The following is a 19,278-nucleotide window of genomic DNA, read 5'->3' on the forward strand; positions in this document are numbered from 1 at the left end:
GGGTGCCTTCGGGGAGCAGGGTCAGGAGATGCGGGCCTCTGCGGCGGCCCAGTCGAGGCCGGCGCGCGGCTCGAAGCGGCGTACGTCGTAGGAGCGGCGGACCAGGTCCCGCATCGCGGGGAGGTCAGGCAGGTCGGCCCCGAGAGCCCTGCCCTGGACCAGGACGTTTCCGAGTGCGGCCGCCTCGACCGGGCCGGCGAGAACCGGCAGGCCGCAGGCGTCCGCGGTGAGCTGGCAGAGCAGCTCGTTCTGAGAGCCGCCGCCGACGACGTGGACGACCTCGGGCGAGGTACCCGCGAGGGCGGCCGCGGTGCGGACGTGACGTCGGTAGGCGACGGCGAGGCTGTCGAGGATGCAGCGGGTGATGGCGGCCGGCGAGTGTGGGATCGCCTCGTCGGACTCGGCGGCCAGCGCGGCGATCCGCTCCGGCATCGGGTCGGCCGACGTGCTCGGGAAGAGCAGTCGCGGGTCGTTGATGTCGACGACCGTACGCAGCGGCTCGAGCTCCGCCGCGGCAGCGAGCAGCGAGCCCAGCTCCGCGCCCTGGTAGCGCCGCTCGCTCCACGAGCGCAGCGACTCCGACAGGACCCACAGACCCATCACGTTCTTGAGGAACCGGATGGTCCCGTCGACGCCGACCTCGTTGGTGAAGTCGGCGAGCCGGGCCTCCTCGGTCAGCACCGGCTGGTCGAGCTCGAGGCCGACCAGCGACCAGGTGCCCGAGGAGATGTAGGCGAACTCCCCGTTGCTGCCGGTGTCAGCGGGGACGCCGACGACCGCCGAGGCGGTGTCATGGGAGCCCACCGCGACCACGGGTACGTCGGTGGTGACACCCAGCTCGTCAGCGACCTCGGCCAGCAGCGTGCCGAGGAGAGAGCCCGGGTCCCGAAGGGGCGGGAGGACCCCCTCGGGAATCCCGAGCTCTCGGCACAGGTCGACCGCCCAGGCGCCCTGACGGACGTCGTAGAGCTGGGTGGTCGAGGCGTTGGTGCGCTCGGCGCCGATCGCACCGGTGAGCCAGTAGCCGAGCAGGTCCGGCACCAGCAGCATCGTCTCGGCGTTGTCGAGCGCGGTGGTGCCGCGCGCCGCGACGAGCTGGTAGATCGTGTTGAACGGGAGCTGCTGGATGCCGGTGGTGCCGTAGAGGGTCGCCGCGCCGATCTGGGCGACGACCTTCTCGGCGATCCCCTCGACTCGGGCGTCGCGGTGGCTGAAGACCTGGCCGAGGAGCTGGCCGTCGTGGTCCAGCAGCCCGTGGTCGATGGCCCAGGAGTCGATGCCGATGCCGTGCAGCGGCCCGGTCCGGGCCACCTCGCGGATGCCGGTGAGCACCTCGCGATGGATGCCGAGCACGTCCCAGAAGAGCGATCCGCGGACACGTACCGCGCCGTTGGGGAAGCGGTGCAGCTCGTCGAGCTCGACCCGGTCGCCACCGATCCGGCCGGACATGACCCGGCCGGAGGTGGCGCCCAGGTCGACCGCCGCGACCCTGATGTGTGGACTCATCGCAAGAAGGCCGCCGCGACGCCGGCGTCGACCGGCACGTGCAGACCGGTGGTGTGGGTCAGGTCGGGACCGCAGAGCACGAAGACGGCGTTGGCGATGTTCTCGGGGAGCACCTCACGCTTGAGCAGGGTGCGCTGGGCGTAGAACTTGCCGAGCTCCTCCTCCTTGACCCCGTAGACCTCGGCGCGCTTGGCACCCCAGCCGCCGGCGAAGATGCCGGAGCCCTGGACCACGCCGTCGGGGTTGATGCCGTTGACCTTGATGCCGTGCTCACCGAGCTCGGCGGCCAGGAGGCGTACCTGGTGGGCCTGGTCGGCCTTCGCGGCACCGTAGGCGACGTTGTTCGGTCCGGCGAAGAGCGAGTTCTTCGAGGAGATGTAGACGATGTCGCCGCCCATCTCCTGCTCGATCAGCACCTTCGCGGCAGCCTTGGAGACCAGGAAGGAGCCCTTGGCCATCACGTCGTGCTGGAGGTCCCAGTCGCGCTCAGTGGTCTCCAGCAGCGACTTCGACAGCGACAGGCCGGCGTTGTTGACGACCAGGTCGACACCGCCGAAGGCGAGCACCGCGGCGTCGAACATCGCCTGCACGGCGGCCTCGTCGGAGACGTCGGCGGCGAGCCCTACAGCCACGTCGCTGTTGCCGATCTCTTCCGCCGCAGCCTGGGCCTTGGCGAGATCGAGGTCGGCGATCACGACGCAGGCGCCCTCGGCGGCGAGCCGCTTCGCGGTGGCCTTGCCGATACCGGAGGCGGCGCCGGTGACCAGCGCGACCCGGGTCGCCAGGGGCTTGGGGGCGGGCATCCGCTGGAGCTTGGCCTCCTCGAGCGCCCAGTACTCGATCCGGAACTTCTCCGACTCGTCGATCGGGGCGTACGTCGATAGCCCCTCGGCACCGCGCATCACGTTGATCGCGTTGACGTAGAACTCCCCCGCGACCCGTGCCGTCTGCTTGTTCTTCCCGAAGGAGAACATCCCGACGCCGGGGACCAGGACGATGAGCGGGTCCTTGCCGCGGATGGCGGGGCTGTCGGCGTCGGCGTGGCGGTCGTAGTAGCCCTGGTAGTCCTCGCGGTAGCTGACCGCGAGCTCCTTGAGCCGGGCGATGCTGTCCTCGACGGAGGCCGTGGCCGGGAGGTCGAGGACCAGCGGCTTGACCTTCGTACGCAGGAAGTGGTCGGGGCACGAGGTGCCGAGCTCGGTCAGGCGCGGGTGAGCCTCGCGAGCCAGGAAGTCGAGGACCACCTCGGAGTCGTTGAAGTGGCCGACCATCGGCTGGTCCGCCGAGGCGATGCCGCGGATCGTGGGGGCGAGCGCAGCCGCCTTCGTACGCCGCTCGGCCTCGTCCAGCGGTCCGTAGCCCTCGAGCGCGGGACCGAACGGCTCGGCCTTGCTGTGCTCGTCGATGTAGGCGGCGGCCGTGTCGATGATCCACAGCGAGTTCTTCTCGGCCTCCTCGCTGGTGTCGCCCCAGGCGGTGATGCCGTGGCCACCGAGGATGCAGCCGACCGCCTGCGGGTTCTTCGCCTTGATCTCGGCGATGTCGAGGCCGAGCTGGAAGCCGGGGCGGCGCCAAGGCACCCAGACGACCTGGTCGCCGAAGATCGTGGTGGTCAGCGCCTCGCCGTCGGCGGCCGTCGCGATCGCGATGCCGGAGTCGGGGTGGAGGTGATCGACGTGGGCGGCATCGACGAGGCCGTGCATCGCCGTGTCGATCGAGGGAGCCGCGCCGCCCTTGCCGTGCAGGCAGTAGTCGAACGCGGCGACCATCTCGTCCTCGCGCTCGACGCCCGGGTAGACGTCGACGAGCGCTCGCATCCGATCGAGCCGGAGCACGGCGAGGCCGCTCTCCTTCAGGGTGCCCAGGTCACCGCCGGAACCCTTCACCCAGAGCAGCTCGACGTCCTGGCCGGTGACCGGGTCGGTCGCGGTGCCCTTGGCGGAGGTGTTGCCGCCGGCGTAGTTGGTGTTCTTCGGGTCGGCGCCGAGGCGGTTCGAGCGCGCGATCAGGTCTTCTGCAGTGGTCATGAGTCTTTCAGTTCCATCCAGCCTGGGTGCCGCCGATTCGGGCGGCTTCGATCTGTTCCTGGTAGCCGCTGGCCAGGTAGGCGCGCATCGGGTTCGCGGGCAGGCCGCGGTCCTCACGCCACCCGCCGAGGTCGGCGCGTACGTCGGTGTAGAAGGCGTCCATGAAGATCTCGTTGGCCAGGAGTACGTCGCCGTCCTCCTGCGCCGCGGCGAGAGCGTCGGTGTCGAGGAGGAGCGCCCGTGCGGACATCTCCTGGACGTTGAGCACGGACCGGATCTGCCCCGGGATCTTCTTCTCGATGTTGTGGCACTGGTCGAGCATGAAGGCGACCCCGCCCTCGGCCACGGGCTTGAACCCACCGCCACGGACCACCTCGACGAGGATCCGGAAGAGCTGGAACGGGTCGGCCGCACCGACGATCAGGTCGTCGTCGGCGTAGAAGCGGCTGTTGAAGTCGAAGGAGCCGAGCTTCCCCAGCCGCAGCAGCTGCATCACGATGAACTCGATGTTGGTGCCGGGCGCGTGATGGCCGGTGTCGAGGCACACGACGGCCCGGTCACCGAGGGCGCTGACCTGGGCGAAGGACGTGCCCCAGTCGGGGACGTCGGTGTGGTAGAACGCCGGCTCGAAGAACTTGTACTCGAGCACCAGGCGCTGCTCCTCACCGAGGCGCTCGTAGATGGTCGCGAGCGACTCGGCGAGCCGGTCCTGGCGGCCGCGCATATCGGCCTGGCCCGGATAGTTGGACCCCTCGGCGAGCCAGATCTTCAGGTCGCGCGAGCCGGTCGCGTGCATCACCTCGATGCACTCGAAGTGGTGGTCGATCGCCTTCTGCCGGATCTTCGTGTCGGTGTGGGTGAGCGCACCGAGCTTGTAGTCGTCGTCCTGGAAGGTGTTGGAGTTGATCGTGCCGAGCGCGATCCCTTGGTCCTCGGCGTAGGAGCGCAGGGCCGCGTAGTCATCGACCTTGTCCCACGGGATGTGCAGCGCGACGCTCGGCGCCAGGCCGGTGAAGCGGTGAACGGTGGCCGCGTCGGCGACCTTCTCCTCGGGGGTGCGCGGTGTGCCCGGGGTGCCGAAGACCTTGAACCGGGTCCCCGAGTTTCCGTAGGCCCACGAGGGGACCTCGATCTCAAGGGCGGCCAGGTCGCCCGAGATCTGGTCGAACGTCGTCATCGGAGAGCCTCTCTATGTGCGGTTGAAAGGTTTCAAAGCGCGCATCCGACGTTAGTGGCGCACGTCACTTGCGTCAAGAGGAGGACGGCTTTCGTTGCGTTTCAGTTCGCCCCGACCCTCGCCGAGTCGGCGCGTCCTGACCGCAACCGTCACCGAGTCGGCGCGTTAGAACGCGCCGACTCTCGGCGAGGGATTCAGGCGCGACCGAGCTGGTCCTCGAGATGGAAGACCTCTTCGAGGCGGAGGAAGCCCTCGTCGGGCGCGACACCGTCGAGATCCTCGAAGAACTCCGCCATCTCCGCCTGCCAGCGGGCGTTGACCTCGGTGGCCGCCATGCCCGCCCGTGCAGCCTCGATGGAGGGGGTCTCGACGTAGCCGATGAGCAGACCGTCGGGGCGCAGGAACAGCGAGTAGTTGTGCCAGCCGGTCTCCGCGAGCGCCTGGAGCATGTCTGGCCAGACGGCGGCATGGCGCCGCTTGTACTCCTCGATGCGCTCGGGCTTGACCTGCAGCTGGAAGCAGACGCGCTCCATGACGACCTCCGATGAAACGATTTACGCACGGACGCTAATGAGCATGTCCGACATCGGTCAATCCCGGTAGCGTCCTTCCTCGTCACCAGCGCCGCCCACGGCCTATGCTGCGATTGAACGTTTCAGGAAGGAGACCAGGTGGCGATCACACCAGGTGCGGGTACACCGCGCAGCGCCTCGGTCAAGGATGTCGCGGCCACCGCAGGCGTCTCCCTCGGCACGGTGTCCAACGTGCTCAACCGCCCCGACCGGGTCAGCCGGACGACACGCGAGCGGGTCGAGCGCGCGATGGCCGACCTCGGCTTCGTACGCAACGAGTCGGCGCGCTCGCTGCGCACCGGCAGCACCCAGTCGCTGGCCTACGTCATGCTCGACGCCGGCAACCCGTTCTTCACCGACGTCGCCCGTGGCATCGAGCTGGCCGCCGAGGCGGCCGGGCTCTCGCTCTTCCTGTGCAACAGCGACGGCCGCTCGGCCCGCGAGGGCGCCCATCTGGCCCACCTGCAGCAGCAGCGGGTCCAGGGCATCCTGATCACCCCGGTCGACCCCGACGACCCGCAGCTCGACCAGCTGATCGAGCGGGGCACCCCGGTCGTCATCGTCGACCGCACCCGGGCCGGGTCGTCGTTCTGCTCCGTCGCCGTCGACGACGTCCTGGGCGGCCGGCTGGCCGTCGAGCACCTCATCGACGCCGGCCACAAGCGGGTGGCGTACGTCGGCGGCCCCGAGTCGATCGGACAGGTCCGCGACCGCGGCGAGGGCGCACGGCAGGCCTGGGCCGAGGCCGGGCTGCCGCCGGAGGACCTGGTCGTACTCACGTGCGACGCTCCCACCGTCGCCTCCGGCCGTGCCGCCGGCGAGCGGCTCGTCGGGCTGCCCGCCCGGCGCCGCCCCACCGCCGCGTTCTGCGCCAACGACCTGCTCGCGCTCGGGCTCCTCCAGCAGACGATCTCCAGCGGCCGGACCGTGCCCGGCGACCTCGCGATCGTCGGCTACGACGACATCGAGTTCGCCGCCGCAGCTGCCGTACCGCTCTCCTCCGTGCGCCAGCCCCGCCAGGACCTCGGCCGCCGCGCCGCCGAGCTCCTCCTCGACGAGGTCGGCAACCCCGACCACCAGCACGAGCAGGTCGTCTTCACGCCGGAGCTCGTCGCCCGCGCCTCCACCCTCGGACGCCCCTGACCGCCGAGCCGGCCGGAGCACGAGCGGGCGTACGTCTTCGTCGGATGCCTTAGGCTCCAGGATCGGAAGCCGAAGGAGAGTCAGTTGGCCGGAGAACGCGCAGCGACGCTGAGCGATGTCGCCCGCGAGGCAGGGGTCTCGCTGGCCACCGCGTCGCGCGCGTTGAACGGGAGCGACCGGGTCGTGCGCCCCGAGCTGCAGGAGCGGGTCCTGGCCGCGGCGAGCAAGCTCGGCTACACGCCCAACGCCAACGCCCAGGCCATGGCGCGCGGCTCGACCGAGACGGTCGGGCTCCTGGTCAAGGACATCTCCGACCCCTACTTCTCCACCATCGCCGGCGGCCTGGCCGACGAGGCCGAGAAGCACGGCCTGCTGGTGATGCTGTGCAACACCGGCGGCCAGCCCGAGCGCGAGCAGAAGTTCCTGGCCGCGCTGCGGCGCCAGCGCAGCCGGGCGATCGTGCTGGCGGGAAGCGACACGGCCGACGTACGCCACACCAGCGAGGTCGCCGACCTGCTGACCTCCTACCTGGACGGCGGCGGCCGGGCGGCCGCGATCAGCCAGCCGCGCCTGCCTGTCGACACCGTCGTGATCGACAACCACGGCGGCGCCAAGGCGCTGGCCGAGCGGCTGGTCGGCCTCGGCTACCGCCGCGCCGCGGTGCTCACCGGTCCCGAGGACCTGCTGGTCTCGGCCGAGCGTCACGCCGGCTTCGCGGAAGGGTGGCTGGAGGCGACCGGCTCGGAGCCGGCCTGCGTCTCCGACGAGTTCAGCCGCGACGGCGGACGCCGGGCGATGACGCGGCTGCTCGAGGACGGCCCGAAGGTGGACTGCGTCTTCGCGGTCAACGACCTGATGGCGGTCGGCGCCCTCGCCGCCTGCCGGCAGGCCGGCGTCGAGGTCGGCCCCGATCTGGCCGTCGCCGGCTTCGACGACATCGCCACGCTGCGCGACGTGACACCCGGGCTGACCACCGTACGTCTCCCGCTGGCCGACATCGGCAGGCTGGCGCTCGAGCTCGTCCTCGGCAAGCCGTCGGCGGAGCTTCGCAAGCGGTCCGTCCACGGCGAGGTCGTGCTGCGGGAGAGCACTCCCCCGCGTACCTGACAAACCCCGACTCGGCGCAACTGTCCCAAGAGCCGGCGCCGAGTCGGCACTACGACATGGAACAGACGCGCCGACTCGGCGTTCCTGGCTGAGACAGACGCGCCGACTCGGCGGGGTTGAACGCCGGCTCGGTGGAACACCCTCTTGCGACGGCCATCACATTTGCCATACCGTACTGGAAAGCGCTTTCCCCCATCGCTTTCCCGCGATTCCAGCAGACGAGGAACCCTCACATGGCCACACGACGGCTCGGCATCATCATGAACGGCGTCACCGGACGCATGGGCTACCGCCAGCACCTGGTGCGCAGCATCCTGGCGATCCAGGAGCAGGGTGGTGTCGAGCTCTCCGACGGCACCCGGATCCTGCCCGACCCGATCCTGGTAGGACGCAATGCCGAGAAGCTCCAGGACATCGCCAAGGAGCATGGCCTGGACCGTTGGACCACCGACCTCGACGAGGCCCTCGCCAATGCCGAGGACACGGTCTACTTCGACGCCCAGCTGACCAACGTCCGCGAGGTCGCCATCACCAAGGCGGTCGCGGCCGGCAAGCACGTCTACACCGAGAAGCCGATCGCCGACGACGTCGAGGGCTCGCTGCGCCTGGCGCGCCTGGCCGCCGACGCTGGTGTGAAGAGCGGCGTCGTCCACGACAAGCTCTACCTCCCCGGCCTCCTCAAGCTGAAGCGGCTCGTCGACTCCGGCTTCTTCGGTCGCATCCTCAGCGTCCGCGGCGAGTTCGGCTACTGGGTCTTCGAGGGCGACCTGCAGCCAGCCCAGCGGCCGAGCTGGAACTACCGCAAGGAGGACGGCGGCGGCATCACCACCGACATGTTCCCCCACTGGAACTACGTCCTGGAGAACCTCTTCGGCAAGGTCGAGGCCGTCACCGCCAGGGTCGTCACCCACATCCCCGAGCGCTGGGACGAGAAGGGCGCGCGCTACGAAGCCACCGCCGACGACTCCGCCTACGGCATCTTCGAGCTCGAGGGTGGGATCGTCGCGCAGATCAACTCCTCGTGGGCGACCCGAGTCAACCGCGGCGAGCTGGTCGAGTTCCACGTCGACGGCACCCACGGCTCCGCCGTCGCCGGCCTGCACCACTGCGTCGCCCAGGACCGCAACCTGACCCCGAAGCCGGTCTGGAACCCCGACCTCGTCGAGAGCATCCGGTTCCGCGAGCAGTGGTCCGAGGTGCCCGACAACCAGCCCTTCGACAACGGCTTCAAGGCTCAGTGGGAGCAGTTCATCCGCTACGTCGAGGGCGACGGCGAGCACCCGTACGACTTCATGGCGGGGGTCCGCGGCGTCCGGCTCGCCGAGGCCGGGCTCACCTCGTCCGCCGAGGGCCGCCGGATCGAGCTCGGAGAGATCCAGCTGTGACCTCCGTACGCCTCCCGCTGCCCGATGGCAGCACCGAGCTCTACACGCTCGCGGCCCCCACGGAGTGGACGAAGCCGAGTGCGCCGTTCACCTCCCGCACCGCGTACGCCGCCGCCCACGTCGTCCCCCGCACGCTGGCCGAGAACGTGCCCGGCGCCCCCGCGGACATCGACTGGGACCGCACCCTGGCCTACCGGCACGAGCTGTGGTCCTACGGTCTCGGCGTCGCCGAGGCGATGGACACCGCCCAGCGCGGCATGGGCGTCGACTGGACCGCCGCGGCCGAGCTGATCCGCCGCTCCGCCGCCGAGGCGGCCACTGTCGGTGGGGCGATCGCCTGCGGCGCCGGCACCGACCAGCTCTCCCTGTCCGCTGTCCCCGAAGGCAGACAAGGCCTGGCCACCGTCATCGACGCCTACCGCGAGCAGATGAAGGTCGTCGCAGACACCGGCGCGACCACGATCGTGATGGCCTCGCGCGCGCTCGCCCGGGTCGCTCGCAGCGCCGAGGACTATGCCGAGGTCTACGCGACCCTCCTCGACGAGGCCGAGAGCCCGGTGATCCTGCACTGGCTGGGCGACATGTTCGACCCGGCGCTGGCAGGCTACTGGGGCTCGTCCTCGGTCGAGGAGGCGACCGAGACCTTCCTCGACGTGATCCGGGCCCGGCCCGGCAAAGTCGACGGGGTCAAGGTCTCGCTCCTCGACGCCGAGCACGAGGTCGGGCTGCGCCGGGCGCTGCCCGGCGGCGTACGGCTCTACACGGGGGACGACTTCAACTACCCCGAGCTGATCGTCGGCGACGGGACCGAGGAGGGCGAGTTCTCGCACGCGCTGCTCGGCATCTTCGCCGCGATCTACCCGGCCGCCTCGGCCGCGCTGCAGGCGCTCGACGAGGGTGATCCCGAGACGGCCAGGCAGCTGCTGGAGAGCACCCAGGCGCTCGGCCGCAAGATCTTCGAGGCGCCGACCTACTACTACAAGACCGGGATCGCGTTCCTCTCCTGGCTCAACGGCCACCAGCCCGGCTTCTCGATGGCCGGCGGCCTGCACACCGGTCGCTCGGTGCCCCATCTCGCCGAGGTGTTCCGGCTGGCCGACGCGGCCGGCCTGCTGACCGAGCCCGACCTCGCGGCCGCACGCATGCGCGCCTTCCTCACCGTGCAAGGAGTCGACCAGTGACCGACGGCATCACCGGGCTGGAACGCCTCTCGCTCAACACCAAGACCACCAACTCCTGGACCCTTGCCCAGGCTGTCGACGGAGCCGCCCGCGCCGGCATCCCCGCCCTGGGGCTGTGGCGCGACCGCGTGCACGAGGCCGGGCTGGAGAAGGCCGCCAAGCTCGTCCGCGATGCCGGGCTGCGCGTCTCCTCGCTCTGCCGCGGCGGCTTCCTGACGGCATCCGACGAGGCCGGGATCGCCAGCGCGCTCGAGGACAACAAGCGGGCGATCGACGAGGCCGCGACGCTCGGCACCGACGCGCTCGTGATGGTCGTCGGCGGCCTACCCGCGGGCGACGTGGACCTGGCCGGCGCCCGGGAGCGGGTCGCCGAGCGGCTCGCCGAGCTGGCACCGTACGCAGGCGACCACGGGGTGAAGCTCGTCCTGGAGGCGCTGCACCCGATGTACGTCGCCGACCGCGCGGTCCTCTCGACCCTCGGCCAGGCACTCGATCTGGCCGCGCCGCACCCGGTCGACGCGGTCGCGGTCGTCGTGGACACCTTCCACGTCTTCTGGGACCCGGACATCGCGGCCCAGATCGAGCGGGCCGGAGCCGAGGGCCGGATCGCGGCGTACCAGGTCTGCGACTTCAACCTGCCGATCCCCGCCGACGCGCTGCTGGCGCGCGGGATGATGGGCGACGGGGTCATCGACTTCGCGTCGATCACACGGATGGTCGCCGCGACCGGCTACACCGGCGACGTCGAGGTCGAGATCTTCAACGAGGCGGTCTGGGCCGGCGACCCCGACGACGTGCTCGCCACCATGGCGCAGCGCTACCGCGACCTCGTCCTCCCCCACCTGTGATGCCGGCTCGTCGGATCGTCATCGCCTGCGACAAGTTCAAGGGCTCGCTGACCGCACGCGAGGTCGACGATGCGGTGGCCGCCGGGATCCTTGCCGCGAACCCCGGGACAGAGGTACGCATCGTGCCGATCGCCGACGGCGGCGACGGCACCGTGGCGGCGCTGGACGGTGCCGGTTTCGACCTGGTGCCGGTCCAGGTCGCCGGCCCGACGCTCGAGCCGGTGGCGGCCCACTACGCCGTACGCGGCGACCTGGCGGTCGTGGAGCTCGCCGACACCTGTGGGCTGCTCCGGCTGCCCGGCGGCCGGCTCGCCCCGCTGACAGCGTCCTCACGAGGTCTCGGTGAGGCCGTGCTCGCCGCCGTCGACGGTGGTGCCCGCACGGTGGTTCTCGGCCTCGGCGGGAGCGCCAGCAACGACGGCGGCGCGGGATTGCTGCGTGCCCTCGGCGCACGGTTGCTGGACGCATCCGGGGCCGAGGTCCCGGAGGGCGGTGGATCGCTCGGCAGCCTCGCGGAGATCGATCTCTCCGGCCTCGACCCTCGTCTCCAGGAGACCGAGATCGTGGTCGCCTGCGACGTCGACAACCCGCTGCTCGGCCCCCGCGGCGCGGTCGCCACCTTCTCCGCGCAGAAGGGCGCCGGTCCCGCGGACCAGGAGCTGCTCGAGGCAGCCCTGGCGACGTACGCAGCCACTGTCGCCGAGACCACCGGACGCGATCGCGCCGAGATCGTCGAGGCGCCCGGCGCCGGAGCGGCCGGCGGCGTCGGGTTCGCCGCTCTCGCGGTGCTCGGCGGGCGGGTCGAGCGCGGTGCCGAGCTGCTGCTCGGCCTCGTCGGCTTCCACGAGGCCCTCGACGGTGCCGACCTGGTCGTCACCGGCGAGGGCTCCTTCGACCATCAGACCCTGTCCGGCAAGGCGCCGATGGGTGTGCTCCAGGCTGCCCGCGAGGCGAACATCCGCGCCGTCGTCGTCTGCGGCCGCACCACCCTCTCCCCCATCGAGGCGGAGAAGGCGGGGGCCGCCCAGGTGCACGCACTCACCGACCTCGAGCCCGACCCCGAGCGCTGCATGACGAACGCCGCCGAGCTGCTCTCACAGCTCGGCGGCGAACTCGGGTAACGCACGCGTAGATCTCGACCCGCCCGTCGTTCCGGGCGAGCAAGCTCGCCGGAACGGGGCTCGCTCGATCTCTTCGCGTTGTGACCCTGCGACTCCGTCGCAGGGTCACAGGCTCAGAAGTCGAAGTCGTCGATGTTCGACTCGTCGAAGACCGTCGGCTCACCCAGGACGACTACGCCGTCGGCGCCGACGGTGTACTCACCCAGGTCACCGGCCTCGAAGGTGTCGCCCTCCTTGCCCTCGATGTCACCCGAGGCGAGCGCGTCGGCGGTGTACGCGGCCAGGTAGCCGAGCTGCTCGGGGTCCCACAGCGCGAAGGACTTCACGGTGCCGTCCTTGATGTACTCCCGCATCTGGTTCGGGGTGCCGAGACCGGTCAGCGCGACCTTGCCCTTGTACTCCGAGTCGGACAGGTAGCGGGCAGCCGCGGCGATGCCGACCGTGGTCGGGCTGATGATGCCCTTGAGGTTGGGGTGGGACTGAAGCAGGCCGGCGGTCTTGTCGAAGGACGTCTGGTCGTCGTCGTTGCCGTAGACGGTGTCGACGAGCTTGATGTCGGGGTGGCTCGCGGCCAGCTCCTCCTCCATCAGCTTGATCCACTCGTTCTGGTTGGTGGCGTTGGCCGCCGCCGAGAGGATCGCGATCTCACCCTTGCCGCCGATCTGCTCGGCGATCAGGTCGACCTGGCTCTTGGCGATGCCGGCGGCGTCGGCCTGGCTGACGAACACGTCGCGGAACTGCGGCTCGGTGTCGGAGTCCATCGTGACGACCTTGGTGCCGGCGTTGCGGGCCTCGTCGAGGGCGTCACCGATGGCGGTCGGGTCGTTGGCCGAGACGACGAGCGCGCCGGCGCGCTGCTGGGTCGCGGTGTTGATGAAGCTGACCTGGGAGTCGGGGGTCGACTCGGTCGGGCCCACCTGCTCCCACTTCGTACCGATCTCGTCCGCGGCCTTCTTGCCACCGGTGTCGGAGGCGTCGAAGTAGGGGTTGCCGAGGTTCTTCGGGATGAAGGTGATGCTGCTGGTGTCGCCGCCACCCTCTCCATCGCTGCCGCTGTCGCTCCCGCCGCCGCAGGCGGACAGGGCGAGGCCGAGGGCCGCAACGATGGCGACGGCACTGCCTGCGCGTCGGAACTTGCTGGTCATGTCTCTCACTCCGATTTCTTTGAGGATGGTTCGTCCGAGCTGTGTTGCCGGCGATAGGTGCCGACGATGCGACCGGTCCAACCGAGAACGCTGGCCGCGACGACCGCTGCGATGAGAAGTACGCCGGTGATGATCTGGATGAGGTTGGCGCTGAGCCCGTCGAGGCGGAGCGCGCTGCCGATGGTCCCGATCAGGACGACGCCGGCGATGACGCCGGGAATGGCTCCGCGGCCGCCGAAGATGGACACCCCGCCGAGCAGCACCGCCGCGATGACCTGGAGCTCCAGCCCGGTGGCGTTGTCACCACGCGCGCTGCCGTAGCGCAACGTGAAGTAGATGCCCGCCAGCCCCGAGATCAGCCCGCTGAGCGTGAACAGGATCAGCTTCGTACGGTCGACGTTGACGCCGGAGAAGCGCGCCGCGTCCTTGCTGAGCCCGGCCGCGAAGATGCCGCGCCCGAAGGGCGTGAAGTGCAGGATCACGGCGAAGATCAGGATCAGGACGACCAGCGGGATCGTCATCAGCGGGATCTGGGAGTCGCCGATCCGGGCTTGGACGGCGTCGCCCCAGGAGTCGGGCCAGTCGGTGATCGCGGTGGTGCCGAGCGCGCCGACCGCGATGCCGCGGAAGAGCGCCATGGTGCCGATCGTGACGGCCAGCGACGGCAGTCCGTAACGGGTGACGAGCACGCCGTTGAGCGCTCCGGCGACCGCGCAAGCGAGCAGAGCGAGCACCATCGCGAGGGCCAGGGGGACGCCCTCGCGATGGAGCACCCCGAACAGGACGCTGGAGAGCCCGACGACGCTCGCCACCGACAGGTCGATCTCGCCGGTGATGATGATCAGCGTCATCGGCAGCGCGATCAGCAGGATCGGCGTGATGTCGAGGACCAGGAAGTAGACCGTGATCGGGTCGGAGAAGTTGAGGATCGCGACCGAGGCGTACAGCCACACGACCACGAGCAGGGCGATGATCGCCGAGTCCCGGGTCATCAGGGTGCGCTGCCACCACGGCTTGGCGTGCGCTGCGTACGTCCGGGCGGGTGCCTTCTCGGCAAGGAGACTCATGCCTCTTCCCTCTCTGCGAGGAGCTTGTCGTGCTGACGGCGGGCGAAGTAGCGGTCCAGGACGATCGCGCCGATGATCAGCGCGCCGACGACGGCCTGCTGCCAGAAGTCGGGGATGCCGAGGATCGGGAGCGCCCGGTTGATGGTGACGAGGAGGTACGCCCCCAGGGCTGCCCCGAGCACCGTGCCGCTGCCGCCGAAGATGGCCACGCCACCCACGACCGCGGCACCGACGGCCTCGAGCTCGATGCCCTGGCCGACACCGGAGCTGATGGTGCCGTAGCGGGAGACGTACAGGATCCCGGCGAGGCCGGCGAGGGCGCCCGAGGTGGCGAACGCCTGCAGGACCCGGCGCTTGTCACGCAGCCCGTAGAGGGTGGCGGCGTCGGGGTCGGAGCCGATCGCATAGAACTCGCGGCCGACACGCGTGGAGCGCATCAGGTAGATGGCGACCGCCAGCAGGGCGAACGAGATCCAGGCGAGGTTGGGGATGAACAGGAACGATCCGGTGCCGAAGTCGAGCAGCCCGGGCGGGATGTCGGAGGCGTTGATCCGGTCGCTGCCGGCCCACTCGAGCATGATCCCTCGGTAGACGTAGAGCGTGCCGAGGGTGATGACCAGCGCCGGCACCTTGGCGAAGGCGACCAGCGCCCCGTTGATCAGACCGAGCACGGCGCCCGCGGCGACAGCGATCAGGACGACCAGGATCACCGGGAGCCCGGTGTCGAGGAAGAGCCGCCCGGCCAGGTAGGCCGTGAGCCCGAGGGTCGAGCCGACGCTGAGGTCGACGTTGCGGGTGACGATCACCATCGCCTGGCCGATCGCCAGGCACACCAGGATCGCTGGGGTCAGGGTGAGGTCGCGCCAACCGTCCGTGCTGAACAGGAAGTTGGGGTTCACCGCCGTGGTCACCACGAGCAGCAGGATGAAGGCGACGGCGATGCCGGTCTCGCGCTGCTTGAGGAGCCAGGTCAGCCGGCCGGCTGCTCGGTGGCGTGGCTGCGGCGCGGCCGGGGCGGGCGCGTCGAGCGTGGTGGTCATGATGCCTCGCTGACGTTCAGGGTGGTGGAGTGGTGGGCCGTCGCCGCGCGCATGACGGCCTCGGGGGTCGCCTCCGCGCGGCTCAGCTCGGCCGTCTGGTGACCCTCGCTGAGGACGATCACGCGGTCGGCCATACCGAGCACCTCGGGGAGCTCGGAGGAGATCATCAGGATCCCGAGACCCTCCTGGGCGAGGGTCGAGAGCAGGCGGTGGACCTCGGACTTGGTGCCGACGTCGATGCCTCGGGTGGGCTCGTCGATGATCAGCACCTTGGGCCGGGTCGAGAGCCACTTGGCCAGGACGACCTTCTGCTGGTTGCCGCCCGAGAGCGTGCCGGCCAGGGTGTCGAGCGTCGCGGCCTTGACCTCGAGCCGGGCTGCCCAGTCGGCGGCCGAGCGGTTCTCGATGCCGGTGCTGATCAGCCCGGTGCGGGCGAGCCGGCCGCTCGTCGGGAGGGTGATGTTGCGCGAGATCGGCGCGTCCAGGACGAGACCGTGCTGGCGGCGGTCCTCGGGGACGAACGCCAGCCCCATCTCGATCGCCCGCCTCGGGTCGCCCGGCGGGACCGGCTTGCCCTCCAGGGTGACCTCGCCGCTCTCGTAGGGGTCGACACCGAAGATCGCCTGCGCGACCTCGCTGCGCCCGGCTCCGACGAGGCCGGCCAGGCCGACGATCTCGCCCTCGCGGACGGTGAGGCTGATGTCCTGGAAGAGTCCGGTGCTGGTGAGGCCCTTGACCTCGAGCAGGGGCTTGCCGACGGTTGCCTCGAGCTTCGGGTAGAGGTCGGAGACCTCGCGCCCGACGAGCCGCTGGACGATCTCGTCCTCCGTGACCGCCGAGATGGGGTCGGTGGAGATGTAGGCGCCGTCGCGCATCACCGTGATCGTGTCGCAGAGCGCGAACACCTCGTCGAAGCGGTGCGAGATGAAGACCACGGCGCAGCCCTGGTCGCGCAGCGTGCGCGCCACGCTCATCAGCCGCTCGACCTCGTTGCCCGACAGGGCGGCGGTCGGCTCGTCCATGATCAGGACCTTGGCGTCGAGCGAGAGCGCCTTGGCGATCTCGATCAGCTGCTGGTCGGCGATCGATAGGCCCTCGGTCGGACGGTCGGGCTCGATCGGGACTCCGAGCCTGGCGAAGAGCTCGACGACCTCGGTGCGCATCGCGGCGCGGTCGATCTTGCCCCAGCGGTTGGTCGGCTGGCGTCCCATGAAGATGTTCTCGGTGACCGAGAGGTCGGGAAAGAGGGTCGGCTCCTGGTAGATGACCGCGACCCCGGCCTGCTTGGCGTCGGCGGTGTTGCGGAAGTCGACCTGCTCCCCGGAGAGCAGGTAGTCGCCGGCGTCGCGGCGGTAGAGCCCGGCGACGATCTTGACCAGGGTCGACTTCCCGGCACCGTTCTCCCCCACGAGCGCGTGGATGGATCCGGCCTCGACCCGGAGGCTTCCGGACCGGAGGGCGCGTACGGGGCCGAAGGACTTGGCCACGTCCCGCAGCTCCAGTGCGGCGGGTGTGTCCGGCATGGGCAGCTCCTCGAATTGAAAGGTTTCAAGCCTGGTTTACGCTAGTGATGGCAATCACATACGTCAACACTCTGAGGCCGCTAATTTGAGCGAGATCCGGACTTTGTCATCAGACCGCGTCGACGCCCGCCCGCATCCGGGCGGGAATCCAGCCGCGTCAGACGGCGTTCAGAGCCCCATGCACGCACTCTGGGTATGGGCACATCCGCACGCGTCATCACTCAACGGACGGCTGCGCGAGGTCGGCGTGAACGCGCTCGGCGCGGCCGGCTGGAGCGTCGACGAGATCGACCTCTATCGAGAAGGTTTCAATCCACTTCTGGTGGAGCTGGGCGAGGCCGACGTACGCCGCCACCAGGACCGGCTGCGAGAGGCCGATCTGCTGGTCGTGCAGTTCCCGCTGTGGTGGTACTCGATGCCGGCCATCCTCAAGGGCTGGATCGACCGGGTCTTCGAGTCGGGGTTCGCCTTCGACGTACCGGACCCGGAGACCGGCAAGCCGCTCAAGTACGGCAAGGGCGGCCTCGTCGGCAAGCGCGCGCTGACGATCGTCACCGCCGGCGACCGGGCCGCGAGCCTCGGTGCACGCGGGATCAGCGGCCACATCGAGGACGTCCTGTGGCCGCTGCTGCACGGCACGTTCTGGTACACCGGGATGGATCCGCTGCGCCCGCACCTCATCACCGACACCGACACCATCGACGCCGAGCTCATGGCTCGGATCGAAGCCGACCTGAGCGTACGTCTCCAAGGCGTGATGACCGAGCCGCGACTCGACTACCGGCCGATGGCCGACGAGCACTACGACCACACGATCAGGCTCCACGACTCGGTCGCGCCCGGGGAGGACGGGCTCAGCGCCCATCGCGAGGGCTGAGGTTGCCCCGCTTCCTCGGCCCGTCGTGACGAGGGACCGTTACGCTTGGACCTCCGGACGGAGGAACCGTGAAGAGACTCGGCATCACGGCAGGGATCGTCGCCCTCGCCATTCCGGCCACCGCGTGCGGCGGCGGCAGCGGCGACAGCGACACCGATGGCACCCTCGCAGGCGGCGGCGATGACCTCTCCGCGGCTGACGCGACGGCGTACGAGGAATGCTTCGATGCCACCTGCGAGGTGCTCGTCGAGAAGGGCACCGAGATCGAGCTCGACCCGGACCTGGGGTGGGAAGGCACCCCAGGCCTGGGCACGAGCGGCTGGCAGCGGCTCACCGTCACGGACCTGAGCGCGGACGGTGTCGGACTGACCCTCTCGGCGGCCGACACCTCGAGCACCGGCGGGATGGCCACGATCCTTCCGGTCGGCGACGGCAAGGCCTACTACCTCAAGGGCATGACCGCGAAAGTCCTCGGCGCCGCCGAAGGACAGGCGGTGCTGTCGCTGAGCTGGTCCGAAGGCTGACCCTCACAGCTGGGAGTCGTAGACGCGTACGTAGTCCACGACCATGCTCTGAGGGAACTGGGTGGTGCCGTCGGGGTTTCCGGGCCAGTTGCCGCCGACGGCGACGTTGAGGATGAAGAAGAACGGCTGGTCGAAGACCCAGGGGTTGGCGCCGGTGTTGGCCGTGGTGAAGGTCTGGTAGGCCACCCCGTCGACGGACCAGGTGATCGAGCCGGGGCGCCAGTCGATGGCGAAGGTGTGGAAGGTGTCGGCGAACGACCAGCCCTGCGGGTGCATGTACTGACCGGTGATGCCGTTGCCGCCGGAGTATCCCGGACCATGGAGGGTGCCGTGGACCAGGTGGGGCTCGTAGCCGACGTTCTCCATGATGTCGATCTCGCCGGCGTTCGGCCACGGCGTGTTCGGGAACTGGCCGCCCAGCATCCAGAAAGCCGGCCAGATCCCCTGGCCGCGCGGGATCTGGATCCGCGCCTCCAGGCGGCCGAACTTCGGCTGGACCTTGCCCTTGGTGGTGAGCCGCGCCGAGGTGTAGCCGCTCCCGCTCCGACGGGCCGTGATGACCAGGTTGCCGTTGCCGTCGAGGGCCGAGTTGTCGCGGGAGTCGGTGTAGGTCTGGAGCTCGTTGTTGCCCCAGCCGCCACCTCCGGTCTCGAAGTTCCAGTTGGCGCCGTTCGGGGCGCTGCCGGCGGGCCCGTCGAACTCGTCGGACCAGGTCAGGGCTGCCGCCTCGACCTCTCCGGTGCGGGTGGCCGCGCCGCCGGAATCGGGGCCGGGCACGGCGGCGGGCGCGGCCAGCGGGGCGACCAGGACGAGAGCCAGAGCGGCGGTCGCCGTGAATGTGGTGCGGATGGTGCGGATCCTCGAGCTACGCATCGAACGCTCCTTCATGGGGGTTAACTGTAAAGCGACCTTACTGTTATTTGCCGTCCTGCGGAACGGAAACGCCGGGCGACGTCCGGTCACCGCGAGATACCGCTCGATGCGCTCTAATGGGTTCCCGGAGCGGGGCCATCGGGGGCCCTGCAGGTGAGGTGA

Annotated in this window: 17 protein-coding genes; 8 read left to right on the forward strand and 9 right to left on the reverse strand. The window is 70.0% G+C overall.

Annotated elements, in window-relative coordinates; translation table 11 throughout:
- Positions 1-21: 21 nt before the first annotated feature.
- From ABT304_RS00175 to ABT304_RS00190, 4 genes are all read right to left on the reverse strand, one after another.
- The gene (locus ABT304_RS00175) at positions 22-1,506 is read right to left on the reverse strand and encodes a rhamnulokinase (RefSeq protein WP_350712792.1); all 1,485 of its coding nucleotides are present in this window, start codon (positions 1,504-1,506) and stop codon (positions 22-24) included.
- Positions 1,503-3,533, reverse strand: a complete 2,031-nt coding sequence (locus ABT304_RS00180; protein WP_350712793.1) for a bifunctional aldolase/short-chain dehydrogenase — start codon at positions 3,531-3,533, stop codon at positions 1,503-1,505. Before ABT304_RS00180 ends, ABT304_RS00175 begins: the two co-directional genes overlap by 4 nt.
- Positions 3,534-3,540: 7 nt before the next feature.
- Positions 3,541-4,710, reverse strand: coding sequence for an L-rhamnose isomerase (gene rhaI, locus ABT304_RS00185; RefSeq protein ID WP_350712794.1), 1,170 nt, complete (start codon positions 4,708-4,710; stop codon positions 3,541-3,543).
- Between the two features lie 194 nt (positions 4,711-4,904).
- A complete protein-coding gene (locus tag ABT304_RS00190) occupies positions 4,905-5,243 on the reverse strand; it encodes an L-rhamnose mutarotase (RefSeq protein ID WP_350712795.1) in 339 nt (112 codons plus the stop codon).
- Between the two features lie 138 nt (positions 5,244-5,381).
- On the opposite strand from ABT304_RS00190, the gene ABT304_RS00195 reads away from it, so the two are divergent.
- From ABT304_RS00195 to ABT304_RS00220, 6 genes are all read left to right on the forward strand, one after another.
- On the forward strand, positions 5,382-6,425 hold the full coding sequence (locus ABT304_RS00195) for a LacI family DNA-binding transcriptional regulator (protein ID WP_350712796.1): 1,044 nt from the start codon (positions 5,382-5,384) through the stop codon (positions 6,423-6,425).
- A gap of 84 nt (positions 6,426-6,509) precedes the next feature.
- Positions 6,510-7,532 carry a LacI family DNA-binding transcriptional regulator gene (locus ABT304_RS00200; RefSeq protein WP_350712797.1) on the forward strand — a complete coding sequence of 341 codons (1,023 nt, stop codon included), beginning with the start codon at positions 6,510-6,512 and terminating at the stop codon, positions 7,530-7,532.
- Positions 7,533-7,765: 233 nt separating this feature from the next.
- Positions 7,766-8,917 carry a Gfo/Idh/MocA family protein gene (locus tag ABT304_RS00205; RefSeq protein WP_350712798.1) on the forward strand — a complete coding sequence of 384 codons (1,152 nt, stop codon included), beginning with the start codon at positions 7,766-7,768 and terminating at the stop codon, positions 8,915-8,917.
- Positions 8,914-10,098 (forward strand): dihydrodipicolinate synthase family protein, encoded by a 1,185-nt coding sequence (locus ABT304_RS00210; protein WP_350712799.1) that lies wholly within the window; start codon positions 8,914-8,916, stop codon positions 10,096-10,098. Before ABT304_RS00205 ends, ABT304_RS00210 begins: the two co-directional genes overlap by 4 nt.
- Positions 10,095-10,946, forward strand: coding sequence for a sugar phosphate isomerase/epimerase family protein (locus ABT304_RS00215; RefSeq protein ID WP_350712800.1), 852 nt, complete (start codon positions 10,095-10,097; stop codon positions 10,944-10,946). Before ABT304_RS00210 ends, ABT304_RS00215 begins: the two co-directional genes overlap by 4 nt.
- Positions 10,946-12,067, forward strand: a complete 1,122-nt coding sequence (locus tag ABT304_RS00220) for a glycerate kinase (RefSeq protein ID WP_350712801.1) — start codon at positions 10,946-10,948, stop codon at positions 12,065-12,067. The genes ABT304_RS00215 and ABT304_RS00220 overlap by 1 nt, the downstream gene beginning before the upstream one ends.
- Positions 12,068-12,180: 113 nt before the next feature.
- Here the strand turns inward: ABT304_RS00220 and rhaS are convergent, their stop codons facing one another.
- The 4 genes from rhaS to ABT304_RS00240 are packed head-to-tail and all read right to left on the reverse strand — an operon-like array spanning position 12,181 to position 16,842.
- Complete coding sequence (rhaS, locus tag ABT304_RS00225; protein ID WP_160028468.1) at positions 12,181-13,212, reverse strand: rhamnose ABC transporter substrate-binding protein; 1,032 nt, start codon at positions 13,210-13,212, stop codon at positions 12,181-12,183.
- A 5-nt stretch (positions 13,213-13,217) separates the two neighbouring features.
- On the reverse strand, positions 13,218-14,279 hold the full coding sequence (locus ABT304_RS00230; protein ID WP_350712802.1) for an ABC transporter permease: 1,062 nt from the start codon (positions 14,277-14,279) through the stop codon (positions 13,218-13,220).
- Positions 14,276-15,319 carry an ABC transporter permease gene (locus ABT304_RS00235; protein ID WP_350712803.1) on the reverse strand — a complete coding sequence of 348 codons (1,044 nt, stop codon included), beginning with the start codon at positions 15,317-15,319 and terminating at the stop codon, positions 14,276-14,278. The genes ABT304_RS00230 and ABT304_RS00235 overlap by 4 nt, the downstream gene beginning before the upstream one ends.
- A complete protein-coding gene (locus ABT304_RS00240) occupies positions 15,316-16,842 on the reverse strand; it encodes a sugar ABC transporter ATP-binding protein (RefSeq protein ID WP_160028462.1) in 1,527 nt (508 codons plus the stop codon). The genes ABT304_RS00235 and ABT304_RS00240 overlap by 4 nt, the downstream gene beginning before the upstream one ends.
- Before the next feature lie 178 nt (positions 16,843-17,020).
- Between ABT304_RS00240 and ABT304_RS00245 the strand changes: the two genes are divergently transcribed.
- Positions 17,021-17,719, forward strand: coding sequence for an NAD(P)H-dependent oxidoreductase (locus ABT304_RS00245; RefSeq protein WP_350712804.1), 699 nt, complete (start codon positions 17,021-17,023; stop codon positions 17,717-17,719).
- Between the two features lie 68 nt (positions 17,720-17,787).
- Positions 17,788-18,243 carry a hypothetical protein gene (locus ABT304_RS00250; RefSeq protein ID WP_350712805.1) on the forward strand — a complete coding sequence of 152 codons (456 nt, stop codon included), beginning with the start codon at positions 17,788-17,790 and terminating at the stop codon, positions 18,241-18,243.
- 3 nt (positions 18,244-18,246) lie between these two features.
- On the opposite strand, the gene ABT304_RS00255 is transcribed toward ABT304_RS00250, so the two are convergent.
- The gene (locus ABT304_RS00255) at positions 18,247-19,116 is read right to left on the reverse strand and encodes a glycoside hydrolase family 16 protein (protein ID WP_350712806.1); all 870 of its coding nucleotides are present in this window, start codon (positions 19,114-19,116) and stop codon (positions 18,247-18,249) included.
- Positions 19,117-19,278: the final 162 nt, after the last annotated feature.

Origin of the sequence: Nocardioides sp. NPDC000445, from assembly GCF_040300245.1 — a bacterium.
Classification (GTDB): domain Bacteria; phylum Actinomycetota; class Actinomycetes; order Propionibacteriales; family Nocardioidaceae; genus Nocardioides.

Bases quoted from the DNA above. Each gene is read 5' to 3' on its own strand.
- rhaI (WP_350712794.1), bottom strand. From the start codon at position 4,710: ATGACGACGTTCGACCAGATCTCGGGCGACCTGGCCGCCCTTGAGATC.
- ABT304_RS00230 (WP_350712802.1), bottom strand. From the start codon at position 14,279: ATGAGTCTCCTTGCCGAGAAGGCACCCGCCCGGACGTACGCAGCGCAC.
- ABT304_RS00240 (WP_160028462.1), bottom strand. From the start codon at position 16,842: ATGCCGGACACACCCGCCGCACTGGAGCTGCGGGACGTGGCCAAGTCC.
- ABT304_RS00220 (WP_350712801.1), top strand. From the start codon at position 10,946: ATGCCGGCTCGTCGGATCGTCATCGCCTGCGACAAGTTCAAGGGCTCG.
- ABT304_RS00190 (WP_350712795.1), bottom strand. From the start codon at position 5,243: ATGGAGCGCGTCTGCTTCCAGCTGCAGGTCAAGCCCGAGCGCATCGAG.
- ABT304_RS00175 (WP_350712792.1), bottom strand. From the start codon at position 1,506: ATGAGTCCACACATCAGGGTCGCGGCGGTCGACCTGGGCGCCACCTCC.
- rhaS (WP_160028468.1), bottom strand. From the start codon at position 13,212: ATGACCAGCAAGTTCCGACGCGCAGGCAGTGCCGTCGCCATCGTTGCG.
- ABT304_RS00255 (WP_350712806.1), bottom strand. From the start codon at position 19,116: ATGCGTAGCTCGAGGATCCGCACCATCCGCACCACATTCACGGCGACC.
- ABT304_RS00235 (WP_350712803.1), bottom strand. From the start codon at position 15,319: ATGACCACCACGCTCGACGCGCCCGCCCCGGCCGCGCCGCAGCCACGC.
- ABT304_RS00245 (WP_350712804.1), top strand. From the start codon at position 17,021: ATGCACGCACTCTGGGTATGGGCACATCCGCACGCGTCATCACTCAAC.
- ABT304_RS00205 (WP_350712798.1), top strand. From the start codon at position 7,766: ATGGCCACACGACGGCTCGGCATCATCATGAACGGCGTCACCGGACGC.
- ABT304_RS00180 (WP_350712793.1), bottom strand. From the start codon at position 3,533: ATGACCACTGCAGAAGACCTGATCGCGCGCTCGAACCGCCTCGGCGCC.